Raw genomic sequence first — 12720 nt, 5'->3', positions numbered from 1 at the left:
ATGCGCGGTTCCGTTCCCGCGCCTGTCGGACCTATACGTAAAACGACTCGCCGCAGCCGCAGGTGCCCTTGGCATTGGGATTGCTGACTTTGAACCCTGCGCCCATCAGCCCTTCCACATAGTCCAGTTCCGCACCCATCAGGTAGATGGCGCTCTTGTTGTCGACGAAAACCTTGATGCCGTTCTGCTCGATGATCTGGTCGTTGTCGGTCGCGTTCTTGTCGAAAGCAAGCTTGTACTGAAAACCGGAACATCCCCCGCCGGAGATCATGACGCGCAGTCCGAGATCCGGATTTTCCTGGTCCTCGATCATGGTTTTGATCTTGTCGGCGGCAACGTCCGTCACGGTGACCATGATGTCCAACCCCCTTGCGAATGAATGGCGTAAGTAGCTTTGTCCGCACTGACTTGTATCCGTCTTGCACGACCGGAAACATGTACCGTTTGTTGCTAAGGCTATATAAACCAGAACCCGTCTGGATGTCAACCTCTTTATCGAAGGTCGCCCGGTTGCCTTCACCGCATTTCGTCCGGCCGTCACCGCGCTTCGTCCGGCACGAAACCGGCTTGCCGGCCGGGCTGAAACCGCGTGCCGCTACCCCGGCACCACGCCACCCCTAACGCAGCAGCAGCATCTTGCCCCTCTGCTCGATTCCACCAGCGGTCATGCGGTACAGGTACACGCCGCTTGGCACGGCGCGGCCATCGTCGTCTCGTCCGTTCCAGGGCAGGGCGTAACGGCCGGGTCCCAACATCCGGTCCGCCAGGACCCGCATCCGCCTTCCGAGCAGATCGTAGATCGTCACGTTGACCCAGGTCGTTGCAGTAAGTTCGAAGCGAATATCCGTACTACCGGCAAATGGGTTCGGTGCGTTCGGATAGAGGACCGCTACTAGCCCTTCCGTCGGGCCGGACGTGTGATCGACGCGCGCCGTGGCGGGTTCCGCCGTCAACGTGAGCCCTCTGCGGCCCACGGGCTCCAACCGGTATTCGTAGGCGTTGCCCGTTTGTACGGCCGTGTCGCTGTAGGAATAGGCGTTCGTGGCGAGACCATTGCCTCCGACCCTGTTCACAGGTACGGTGGCCAGCTCTTCATACGATCCATCCGGATAGTCTCTACGTTCGATCCGGTAGGACAACAGGTTGATTTCCAGCCCCGCAGTCCAGGAAAGGAACACGCCGCTCAGTCCGTTCTCTGCGGTGAATGACCGTACACTTCCTCGCGACTCGGTCATCAGTGCGTCGGCCGCTTGGACTATGCCGTACCCGTTCAGGGTATCCGGGGCGACGGCCTGGCTGGCCGTCTGGCGGAGTACCCTTTGCACCTTTTGAGGGGTCCAGTGGGGGTAGGCTTCCAGCAGCAGCGCGGCGACGCCCGCCACTAGGGGCGCGGAAAAAGATGTGCCGTTGTTGTGGGCATAGGCCTGGGCGGAAAACGGCTGCACCGTGTAGACGCCCTGGCCCATGGCCATCACATCCGGCTTTATACGGCCGTCGTACGTAGGTCCAACAGAAGAAGTCGCCCACCGGTTACCGGAGGCGTCGACAGCGCCGACGGATATCACTTTCTCTGCGTCAGCGGGAGCACTCATTTTCTCGTAGGGCTGGCCGCCCAGGTTGCCCATGGCGCTCACAACCACGATGCCGCGGTCCGTCGCCATGGAGGCCGCCCGGGAAATCATGGCGGATTTGCCGTCCATGTCTTCATAGGCATACCAGTCGATGTAGCCGAGTGAACTGCTGACCACGTCCACGCCGAGGCTGTCGGCCCACTCCAGCGCGGCGATCCACCAGTCCTCCTCGATCTCGTTCTCAAAGGTAACGGCCTCCGTACTGGCGAGGAGGTAACGGGCGCCGAAGGCGGGCCCGACCAGATTACCGGGTGCGAACCCACCAATTACCGAAAGCACCTGAGTGCCATGCGCATCGTAAGGGAATCCGGCCATCCCCAGGTGATCCGCCACGAAATCACGCCGTGCCTCCACTCGGGTTCGCAGGCTGTCAAAGACCGCGTGATCCAGGCTGAATCCCGAGTCGAACAACGCCACCAACACGCCCTGGCCCGACAGACCGATATCGTGCAGCACAGGTACCTGCAACTGGTTCAATTGGACGAAAGACGGTCCGTAGTCGACCCGGTTGGTCCGGGTCCGACGACGACTCGGTGTTGTCTCCGGCGACGCGGGCCGTCGCGGAGTAACCGGGCGCGGACGCCGCAAGCGGTCGACCGCTTCTATCCTGAGGACAAAGGGCAGTTCTGCAAGGCTTTGAATCACCTTCGGATCGCCCGACACGCTTACCGCGTTGTGCCAGCGGGACATTTGGTGGATCAGTCCGCCCGACTCCACGATCCGGTTTACATAGGGTGTGTGGATCGGGATGTCCTCCAATCCCGCAGGACCGTTGCCTCTCATCGCGAGTCTGCGACGTGCGCGAGGGGTCAATCGGTCTTCCGCCGCAGCCACGGCCAGGGCGTATCCTGTACCGCTGGCGACCCCCTTGTCCGCCAGGTAGATCCACACTTTCAGTCGGTCACCGGACAACCCCGTCGAAAGCGTTTCCTGAAGGCTTTCGGGTATCTTGGGCACCACTGAAACGGCGCCAGGTTCGAAGGCACGCTGGTCAAGCGGGTCCGCAACGAGCGCCGGAGATGCGGCGAGAACGAACAGAATCACGGCACATTGCTTCATGGACAGCACTCCGGTTTGGTCCCGAAACTGCGGTTGGATCTCGCTGGGTTCAGGAGTCGGATCCGACCCGCCGGCGTGCGCGGCGTCCAACAGTCCAGTACAACATGGCCACCAGAACCACCAGGCACAAAGAGCCGCCCAGTACCAGTGATCGGTCCACGCCCAGCGCACCCGCCATCTGGCCGCCCAGGTAGAACCCCAGAACGCCGCCGATCCTGAACCTGAGGGACTCGGGAAGGACCGGGATCAGGCTCCCCGTGGAAACCCCGACTACTACGAGTACCAGGAGCCAGGCGGCTTGCGCGAGCAATCTCACCGGATGCTGCCCCCGGATCCGGTTCCAGGCCAGCAATCCGATGAGGATGGGGACGACGTATCCCCCGTATCCAAGGGCGAGCATCACGCCGTAGGATACCAGGGCGCCGGGCAGGCCGCCCAGGTTGGTGACTTCACCCGGACTCCGGCTCGAATTGGGGTAGTCTGATTCGGCGTGGGTGGCGAGGCTGAGCAGCACGAAGAGCGCGACGGGGACCAGGAGGATCCCGATCACGTACATACGGCGTTCGATGGCTCGGGTGAACGGAGGGAAGCTCATTTAAGCACGCTCCCTTCGGCAGCTACTGGACCCCGCGGACATAGTTCACGGCGTTGCGGAAGATATGCAGGCCGTCCGGCTCTCTGCAGCCCTCCCGGGTCCACCGGGGATGATGGGTCGGGTGGGTGTAACGCTCCGGATGAGGCATGAGCCCGAAGATCCGTCCCGTGGAGTCGCAGATTCCGGCGATGGCGTCCACCGAGCCGTTGGGACTCCAGGGATAAGGCGTGGCTGCCGTTGCTAACTCGGCGGCCACTTCGGCGGCCTCTCGGGCGACAACCACGGTCGCTTCACCGCCGGCCACTCGGGCGACAGTTGCGGTCGCCTCACCGCCGGCCACTCCGGCGGATTCCCCGGCGGACACCCAGGGCGGGTTGACGTACTGCAACGCGATATGGCCGCCCGGCCCCAGCCGCGACCGCACGTCCTCCGAAGCCAGTATGACCTTGCCTTCACCGTTCGCGACCGGTATGTAGATGGTCTCCGGCATGTCCCGGGTGAAGACGCAGGGACTATCGGGGTTCCTGCGCAGGTAGACCCAGCGGCACTCGAACTTGCCGGAGTCGTTGTAGAACACCGTCGCTTCCTGCCGCCTGCCCCCCCGTTCCGTCTGGGGCAGCAGCCCCATCTTGACCAGCACCTGGAATCCGTTGCAGATGCCGAGGATGAGTTTGCCTTCCCCGATGAACGTTTCCACGTCCTCCATCAGCTTGCACTGCATCTCGTTGGCGAGCACTTTTCCGCCGGAGAGATCGTCGCCGTAGGAAAACCCTCCGGACAGGACCAGCACGTCGTACTCGGACAGGCGACGGCGTCCCTGGATGAAGGCGTTGATATGGACGGGATCCACCCGCTCCGCGCCGGCGAGACGGAAGGCGTGGGCTGTTTCCTCGTCGCAGTTGATCCCCGCGGCGCGCAGTATCAGGACCGAGACTTTGGACATGGATGCTCCCGGGTCATATAGGAACGGCATGAAAGGCCGGCAGTCGCCGGACTGCTGTCGGACGGGCAGCTGGCACCCAGGCCGCCAGCCGTCGAGCCGCCGGCCTGGCCGCCCCCGGCGTCACCACCGCAGGGGCCGCTGCCATGCTTCCTTCAATATGGACAATTCCGTAGAAACGATCTCATCGCCGCCCAGCCCGCGCACGAGGAAACGGTCCTCCCCGGTCACGGTCCCCGCGCGGCCGAACGGGCTTCCTTCCATTATGGCTTCGAAGTCGGCTTCCCGGCCACTGGGCACCTCTACCACGAAACGGCTGTTCGATTCGGAAAACAGGACAGTGTCGTCGCGGTCCGCTTCGGGGTCCCGGGGCACGGCGTCCAAGTCCAGAACTATGCCGTATCCGCCCGCGAAGGCCATTTCCGCCGCGGCCACGGCGAGGCCGCCCTCGGAACAGTCGTGACAGGCGGCCACGAGGCCCTGCGAAATGGCCTTGTGTAATCGGTTCATGGTCCCGCTCCCTGTGGCGGCGTCCACGGTCGGCGCGTTCCGCCCGACGAATCCGAGCATGCGGTAGTACCGGGAACCGCCCAGTTCGTCGCGCGTGCGTCCCACGGCGTAGATGCTGCTTCCCGGCGCCTTGACGTCCATGCTGACCGCCTTGCGCACGTCGTCCATCACGCAGATCGCCGATATAAGCAGCGTGGGCGGGATGGCGATGGTCCGCTCGCCGTCGGAGAACTCGTTGTAGAAGCTGTCCTTCCCCGAGATGAAAGGCGTGCCGTAGGCGACCGCGAAGTCGTAACAGGCCTTGGCCGCGCGGACCAGCGAGGCGAGGCGGTCCGGTTTGTCCGGATTGCCCCAGCAGAAGTTGTCCAACAGCGCGGTCCGGTCGATGCGGCCCCCGACGCAGGTGACCTGGCGAAGGGCCTCGTCGATGGCGGATGCCGCCATCCAGTACGGATCTACATCGCCATAGGAGGGGTTTATGCCGTTGGCAACGATGGCGCCCCGGTCCGACGAGAGCACGGGACGCACGACGGCGGCGTCGCCCGGGCCGTCGTTGCGGGCGCCCTGCAGCGGCTTCAGCACGCTGCCGCCCTGTACCTCGTGATCATACTGGCGGACGACCCACTCCTTGCTCGCCACGTTCCAGGACGACAGCAGCCGGACAAGGCTCTGCGCGGGACCGGGACGGCCGGCCTCAGGAGGCTCGGGATGGTCCGGCGGATCCCACCGGGCCGTCCGGACGATGCGAGGCACCCCCTTGTGCAGGAACTCCATGTCCAGGTCCGCGACGGTGATGCGGCTTTCTCCCGCACCGGGCTTGTGGGTGACCCGGAGCCGCCGGTCACCGGTGAACTCGCCGATCACCGAGGCCTCGACGTCTTCGCTCGCGCAGAGGTCCCTTAAGGACTCGATGTGCTCGGGGGGAACGGCCAGAATCATGCGTTCCTGGGATTCCGAGAGGAAGATCTCCCACGGTTTCAGGCCGCCGTATTTCAGGGGCGCCTTCTCCAGGTGCACTTCCGCGCCCGTATCCTGTCCCATCTCGCCGATGGCCGACGAAAACCCACCGGCGCCGCAGTCGGTGATGTTCCGGTAGAGCCCGCGGTCCCGCGCCTGCATCAGGATGTCGAGGATCTTCTTCTCCTCGATGGGATTCCCGATCTGGACGGCCTGCGTGGCGGTGGATTCCGAAGCGTCGGTCAGTTCGATGGACGAGAACGTGGCCCCGTGGATCCCGTCCCTGCCGGTCCGCCCGCCGATAGTGACGACGAGATCGCCCGGTTCGGCCGATTTCTCGCACCGGTCGACCGGGATGACAGCCGCGGTGCCACAGTAAACCAGCGGGTTGCCCAGGTACCGCTCATCGAACAGGATGGCCCCGTTGACGGTCGGTATGCCCATCCGGTTGCCGTAATCCCGGACGCCGGCCACGACGCCCTTGAAGACGCGCTTCGGGTGCAGTACGCCTTCCGGCAGATCGTCGTAGGGGAAGTCGGGCGGCGCGAAGCAGAAGACGTCTGTGTTGAATATGGGCTTGCCGCCCAGGCCCGTCCCGAGCGGATCGCGAATGACCCCGCCGATGCCCGTGTTGGCCCCGCCGTAGGGATCCAGCGCCGAAGGATGGTTATGCGTTTCCACCTTGAAGACGAGATGATAGTCTTCGTCGAATTCGATGATCCCGGCGTTGTCGACGAACACGGATACACAACGGTCGTTCGGCCCCTGGGCCCGGCGGATGTCTTCGGTCGCCTTCCTGATGGTGCGGGCGAAGAGGTTGTCGATGCGCTCCGTCTTCCGGCCCGATACGTAGTCGATGACCCCGTTGAAGACCTTGTGCTTGCAGTGCTCGGACCAGGTCTGGGCCAGTGTCTCCATTTCGACGTCCGTCGGGTCGCGGCCGAGCGCGTCGAAATGGCGCCGGATCGACCGCATTTCCTCCAGGTTGAGCGCCAGCATGCCGTCCCGGCTCAGTCGCGTCATTTCATCGTCGGTCGCCTTCAGCAGGGAGAAGGTCTCGACCGTGTCGTCGGTCTCGAAGGTCATTGGCCCCCTTCGTAACATGCGTATCTTTCGATCACGTCGTTGGCCAGCAGCCGACGGCATATGGTGTCGACCTGCGACCGGATGAGCGGACCCGCCAGGATGTAGCCCCGCCCGGTGTCCACCGATTCTATCCCCGCGACGCCCAGGTCGCGGCTGCCTTTCAGCGCCGTTTCGCCCACGGCGTCGGTTACTCCGGGCCTGAACCACACTTCCACGCCCCACTCTCCGGGAGCGACCGGCAGGCCCGCGTCGGCGATTTCGAGATGATCCTGGGTGACCGGATCGGCGAGCAGACCGGTGGTGATCCGGTCCAGTTCGGCGGCCGACAGGGCGCCGTGGAGCGCGTAGAGCCGGATGTGCCGAACGCCCTCGACGCCTCCTATGCCCAGGTCGCGGATATCGCCGCGGAGCCCTTCGCCTACGGCGTCCATCACGTCTTTCCTGTTCTCGACGGCAATACGCCGGGTCTTCGATTCCGCGGTCATCCGCTGTGGTTTCCTTCGCGGGAAGGATCTCCGTTCGTGGGGTCGGCGTCCGGTTTTGAGCGTGCCCAATTTATCCGCCGGTCCTTCGCCTGTCAATCTTAAAGGGAAAACACTTGACTTGACGGGCTTTTCGGTGTAATTTGTTTACGCTGGGACCGTTCGTCCGGGACAGGTCTCGTCGATGGTCCGCATGGTCCGTGCATGTTGGATTGCGGTCGTATTCGACGACGGTCCTTTCCGGTTCCCACTGGCTTATGCAACGACGCAATTTCGATTACGAACGCGCACCCGCCGGAATGTCCTTTCCGTCTGTCTGACGATGGCGTCTTTGCCGCTCGCATATTCTGGACAGCTTTTACAGGACCCTGTATGGCACGCATCGTTCAGCACACCGTTCACACCACAATCAATCACGGGGTAACGGGAAACGGGCCCGCATAGGCCGGAGCGGACGGGACAGAAACGCACCGCGCATGTCGCGAGGGGGAGGTGAGGGAAGATCGGCACATCATACCAGGAATCCTATGGAAACGGGGCCAGGTACGAACAGGCGCTGTACCGCTACCTGGCCGAAATGTCCAAGTATCCCTTGATCACGGCCGAGGAGGAAGTACGGCTTGCCCGTTTGATCAAGCAGGGCGACCAGAATGCGCTGGACAAGCTGGTGAAGGCCAATCTCAGGTTCGTCGTCAGCGTAGCCCGTCAGTACCAGAACTACGGCCTGCCCCTGCTGGACATGATCAACGAGGGCAACATGGGCCTCATGCGGGCCGCCAAGAAATTCGACGAAACCAGGGGTTACAAGTTCATCTCCTACGCCGTCTGGTGGATACGCCAGGCCATCATACAGTCCATAGCCAATCAGTCGAGGACCGTTCGCGTCCCCGTCAACCGCTCCGAAGAACTTCGCCGCATCAAACAGACCTCAAAGCACCTGCAGCATGAACTCGGCCGCAAGCCCGATATCGATGAAATCGCCGAGGAAATGGATATTTCGGTCGAAGAGATCAACGAGGCCCTCAGTTCGTTCAGCCACTGCATTTCCCTGGACGTGCCCTTCAATCACGACGACGACCGCAGCCTGCTCGACCTCCTGCCCGACGAAATGCAGACGGCGCCGGACGAGAGCACCATGCTTCAGTTCCTGAAGTCGGACGTCGGAAAGGTGCTGGACACCCTACCGCCCCGCGAGGCGGAAGTGATCCGACTGTACTTCGGCGTGGGTTCGGAAAGGGCCCACACGCTCGAGGAGATCGGCATCCGTTTCGGCCTGACGCGGGAACGGATCCGCCAGATCAAGGAACGGGCGCTGCAGCGGCTGCGTCACGCGACCCGCAGCGGCAAGCTCAGCCCCTACCTCCGGGACGACGACTGACAGGGGCATGTCCTGCCGCTTGAATTCCGAAACGCAACCCCGGCGCGCACGCCTGCCCGCCGGGGTTTTTTCATGGGCTGCAGCAACCCGGAACCGACCGTTCCAGTGTGAAGAAAAGAGTTGTCCCCATCCGGCCGCTCCCTTAAGTTTCATGGTTGGAGTACAGGCCGGTATAGCGTGCAAGCGGGACGCCGAACCAAGGACCAGAGACCATGATCACCCCGATCAAGAACCTGATCGCCAGCGCTTTCGGGACCAAGCACGACCGGGACGTCAAGCGGATGGAACCGCTCGTCGAGGCCGTCAATGAATGGGCCGACGAATACCAGTCGCTAGACGAAGCCCAGTTCCCCGAAAAGACGCGGGAGTTCCGGTCCCGGTGGGAGGACGGCGAGGAACTGGACGACATCCTTCCCGAAGCCTTCGGCCTGGTCAAGGAAGCCTGCAGGCGCATGATCGGCAGGTCGTGGTTCGTCCCCGGCCAGGGCGACATGGTGTGGGACATGACGCCCTACGACGTGCAGATCATCGGCGGGATCGTGCTCCACGAAGGCAAAATCGCCGAGATGGCAACGGGAGAGGGCAAGACGCTCGTGGCCCTTTTCCCCATGTATCTCAACGGCCTGACCGGACGTGGCGCCCACCTGGTGACGCACAACGAATTCCTCGCCACGCGCGACCGGGCCTGGATGGGACCGGTCTTCGAGTTCCTCGGGCTCACGGTCGAGTGCCTGCAGAACAACGATCCCGATGTGGAGCGGAAGAAAGCAGGCTACCAGGCGGACGTGACCTACGGAACCACCAACGAATTCGGCTTCGACTACCTCCGGGACAACATGAAGTGGCGCCTTGAGGACCGCGTGCAGCGGGGCCACCCTTACGCGATCGTGGACGAGGTGGATTCCATCCTGATCGATGAAGCGCGCACGCCCCTCATCATCGCGGGCCAGGTGAGCGAGTCGAATACCGGCAAGTACGCCGAATCCCTGCCGGACGTCCAGAAACTCGTGCGGGCCCAGACCCGTTTCGCGGCGAAGATCGTCTCTGAGGCGGAAGAGATGCTGGAGAACGAGGAGGACGATTACAACGCCGGGATCAAGCTGCTGCAGGCGCAGCGGGGCATGCCTAAGAACAAGAAACTTCTGAAGCTGCAGCAGGAACCCGGCATCAAGAAACTGATCCAGCAGGTAGAGGGGGACTATATCCGGGAAAAGAAGATGCCGGTGCTGGACGACGAGCTCTTCTTCACGGTCAACGAGAAGAACCGCCATACCGAGATCAACGAGAAGGGCCGGGAACTCCTTTCGCCGGGCGAGCAGGAACTCTTCATCATACCCGACCTCGGCGAAGGCATAGTGGAAATCGAGTCGGACGCCAGTCTGAGCGAGCAGCAGCAGGGCGAACGGAAAGCCGAGCTGGAGAAACTCTACGCGGAACGCAGCGAACGCATCCACAACATGCACCAGCTGCTCCAGGCCTACGCGATCTACGAAAAAGACATCGATTACGTCATCGAGAACGGGAAGGTCGTCCTGGTCGACACCTTCACGGGCCGGTTGATGTACGGCAGGCGGCTGGCCGAGGGCCTGCACCAGGCCATCGAGGCCAAGGAAGGCGTGAAAATCGAACAGGAAACGCGCACGGTCGCGTCCATCACCATACAGAATTACTTCCGCATGTACGACAAGTTGGCAGGGATGACCGGCACGGCCGTGACGGAGGCGAGCGAGTTCTTCGCGATCTACAAGATGGACGTGGTGGAGATCCCGACCAATCAACCGATCCGTCGCACCGACCACGACGACGTGGTCTTTCGCACCCGCCGAGAGAAGTATAACGCCGTCATCGATGAAATCGAGGAATTGAACGAAAAGCGCCAGCCCATCCTGATCGGGACCACCTCCGTCGACGCCTCTGAAACGCTGAGCCGCATGCTGAAGCGCCGGGGTATCAAGCACAACGTGCTGAACGCCAAGTTCCACCAGCAGGAATCCGAGATCATCGCGAAGGCAGGCCAGCCCGGTTCGGTGACCATCGCCACCAACATGGCGGGCCGGGGCACCGACATCAAGCTCGGCACCGGCGTGGTCGATCTCGGCGGCCTCCACATCATCGGAACCGAACGCCACGAAGCCCGGCGCATCGACCGCCAGCTCCGCGGGCGTTCCGGACGCCAGGGGGACCCGGGTTCTTCCCGTTTCTACCTCTCGCTCGAGGACGACCTGATGCGGCTCTTCGGCTCCGAGCGCATCGCCTCCGTCATGGACCGACTGAAGATACCGGACGGAGAAGTGATCGAGCACTCCATGGTGACCCGGTCCATCGAACGGGCCCAGAAGCGGGTGGAGGCCCAGCATTTCGACATGCGGAAGCACGTGCTCGAATACGACAACGTCATGAACCAGCAGCGCGAAGCCGTGTACGACCGCCGCCTGCTCGCCCTGGAGCGCAAGAACCTCAGGGAAGACGTCGTCGAGATGATCCGCGGCGTGGCGGAAAGGAAGGTGGAGGAATACACCGATCCCAAGACCTATCCCGAGGACTGGGACCTGGACGGGCTGAGCGGCGACCTGGCCCGGAATTTCCACGTGGCCGTGGCAGTGGCCGAGGAGGAAATGGCGGATCTGAACGTGGAATCACTGGTGGAACTGGCCAACGAGAAGATGCTCGAATCCTACGAGCGGAAGGAAACGGCCCTGGCGCCTTCGCCGGAACTGATGCGCGACCTGGAGCGCTTCGCCACCCTGCACGTCATCGACAACGCCTGGCAGGAACATCTGTACGAAATCGATCGGATGCGTGAGGGCATCGGCCTGCGCGCGTACGGCCAGCTGGATCCCCTGATCCAGTACAAGAAGGAAGCCTACGCCATGTTCGAGGAGTTGTGGGACCGGCTGGACGAGGAGATCGTCAAGACCGTCTTCAATGCCGAACTGGCCGAAACGCGGATGCCGCGCCAGGAAACCCCGACCAATATGCGGGCGATTCACCAGGAAGCCCCGGCCATGGCCGGCATGGCCGGCGCGGCCACGGAAGATCCCGATGCGGAGGCCGGCGTCCAGCAACGCGGACGGTCCGGACGGTCAGGTCGGTCCGGACGTCGCGGCGGCCATTCCGACAGGGACCCGTCCCGTCCGGTCAGGGTCGAACAGAAAATCGGCCGCAACGCACCCTGTCCCTGCGGAAGTGGGAAGAAGTACAAGAAGTGCTGCGGAGCGGGCGTCGCCTGATACCGGCTGGCCCGAGTCGAGGCGACTTTACGTCCGGCTCGCGGAAATGCCGGCTTATTCCTCTTCGGCGCCGATCTGGCCCAGGTCCAGGTCCAGTTCCTCGCGCCGCTGGTTCTTGGTGATCCTTCCGTCCTGCACCCACAGGATGCGGTCTGAAACGTCCAGCATCTTCAGATCGTGAGTCGCCGAAATGATCGTCACCTGCTTTTCCTGGTTAAGTTCCCGCAATAGCTCGATGATCTCCCGTCCCGTCTTCCGGTCCAGGTTGCCCGTGGGCTCGTCCGCGAGGACGATGGCCGGATCGTTGGCCAGTGCGCGGGCCACGGCGACACGCTGCTGCTGCCCGCCGGACAGTTCCAGCGGCTTGTGCTGGACCCGTTCGCCGAGCCCCACCAGCGTCAGCAGGTCGACGCCCTTGTCGATGGCCTCATCCGTCGCCAGGCCGGCGAAAATCATCGGCAGGGTAACGTTCTCCAGGGCGGTCATGACCGGAATCAGGTTGAAGGTCTGAAAGATGTAGCCGATCTTGCGGCACCGCAGCCAGGCCAGTTCGTAGGCGTCCAGCTGGGCGACGTCGACTTCGTCGATGTAGACCTTGCCCTCCGTGGGCTTGTCCAGCGCGCCGATCATGTTGAACAGGGTGGACTTGCCCGAACCCGACGGGCCCATGATGGAGATGTACTCCCCGCGCTGGACCTCCATGTCGATGCCCTTGAGCGCTTCCAGGGAGAGCTTGCCCATCTGGTACACCCGCTTGACCCCGCGGGTGCGCACGATATTCTGGGTTTCGGTATCCGGCGCGTCCATTACCGCGGTCTGCTCTTCAGTCATTTCCCGCCCCTTTCAGGTCGA

7 protein-coding genes and 1 pseudogene are annotated in these 12720 nt (G+C 63.0%); 2 read left to right on the top strand and 6 right to left on the bottom strand.

The features are described from left to right. Positions 1-31 precede the first annotated feature (31 nt). The 5 genes and pseudogenes from erpA to purL all read right to left on the bottom strand — a co-directional run bounded on the left by erpA (position 32) and on the right by purL (position 7209). The gene (erpA, locus tag F4Y38_09340; GenBank protein MXY49479.1) at positions 32-355 is read right to left on the bottom strand and encodes an iron-sulfur cluster insertion protein ErpA; all 324 of its coding nucleotides are present in this window, start codon (positions 353-355) and stop codon (positions 32-34) included. 262 nt (positions 356-617) lie between these two features. Next, the gene (locus F4Y38_09335; GenBank protein ID MXY49478.1) at positions 618-2690 is read right to left on the bottom strand and encodes a S8 family serine peptidase; all 2073 of its coding nucleotides are present in this window, start codon (positions 2688-2690) and stop codon (positions 618-620) included. Positions 2691-2739: 49 nt separating this feature from the next. After that, a complete protein-coding gene (locus F4Y38_09330; protein ID MXY49477.1) occupies positions 2740-3285 on the bottom strand; it encodes a hypothetical protein in 546 nt (181 codons plus the stop codon). Positions 3286-3307: 22 nt separating this feature from the next. Further along, entirely contained in the window at positions 3308-4258 is a 951-nt protein-coding gene (locus F4Y38_09325; GenBank protein MXY49476.1) for a phosphoribosylformylglycinamidine synthase subunit PurQ, read from the bottom strand. Positions 4259-4348: 90 nt separating this feature from the next. Next, positions 4349-7209, bottom strand: a pseudogene (gene purL / locus F4Y38_09320) (phosphoribosylformylglycinamidine synthase subunit PurL). A gap of 628 nt (positions 7210-7837) precedes the next feature. On the opposite strand from purL, the gene F4Y38_09315 reads away from it, so the two are divergent. Further along, complete coding sequence (locus F4Y38_09315) at positions 7838-8638, top strand: RNA polymerase sigma factor RpoD/SigA (protein MXY49475.1); 801 nt, start codon at positions 7838-7840, stop codon at positions 8636-8638. 212 nt (positions 8639-8850) lie between these two features. Next, positions 8851-11868, top strand: a complete 3018-nt coding sequence (gene secA / locus F4Y38_09310; protein MXY49474.1) for a preprotein translocase subunit SecA — start codon at positions 8851-8853, stop codon at positions 11866-11868. 54 nt (positions 11869-11922) lie between these two features. Here secA and F4Y38_09305 read toward each other — a convergent pair whose 3' ends face one another. Then, positions 11923-12675: an ABC transporter ATP-binding protein gene (locus F4Y38_09305; protein ID MXY49473.1), complete on the bottom strand. Its 753-nt coding sequence runs from the start codon at positions 12673-12675 to the stop codon at positions 11923-11925. Positions 12676-12720 lie beyond the last annotated feature (45 nt).

This window comes from Gemmatimonadota bacterium, from assembly GCA_009838645.1.
GTDB lineage: Bacteria > JAAXHH01 > JAAXHH01 > JAAXHH01 > JAAXHH01 > JAAXHH01.
Note: the sequence above shows the minus strand (reverse complement) of the source record. Positions and strands in the feature narration are given on the sequence as shown.

Bases quoted from the DNA above. Each gene is read 5' to 3' on its own strand.
- erpA (MXY49479.1), bottom strand. From the start codon at position 355: ATGGTCACCGTGACGGACGTTGCCGCCGACAAGATCAAAACCATGATC.
- F4Y38_09335 (MXY49478.1), bottom strand. From the start codon at position 2,690: ATGAAGCAATGTGCCGTGATTCTGTTCGTTCTCGCCGCATCTCCGGCG.
- F4Y38_09330 (MXY49477.1), bottom strand. From the start codon at position 3,285: ATGAGCTTCCCTCCGTTCACCCGAGCCATCGAACGCCGTATGTACGTG.
- F4Y38_09325 (MXY49476.1), bottom strand. From the start codon at position 4,258: ATGCCGTTCCTATATGACCCGGGAGCATCCATGTCCAAAGTCTCGGTC.
- F4Y38_09315 (MXY49475.1), top strand. From the start codon at position 7,838: ATGTCCAAGTATCCCTTGATCACGGCCGAGGAGGAAGTACGGCTTGCC.
- secA (MXY49474.1), top strand. From the start codon at position 8,851: ATGATCACCCCGATCAAGAACCTGATCGCCAGCGCTTTCGGGACCAAG.
- F4Y38_09305 (MXY49473.1), bottom strand. From the start codon at position 12,675: ATGGACGCGCCGGATACCGAAACCCAGAATATCGTGCGCACCCGCGGG.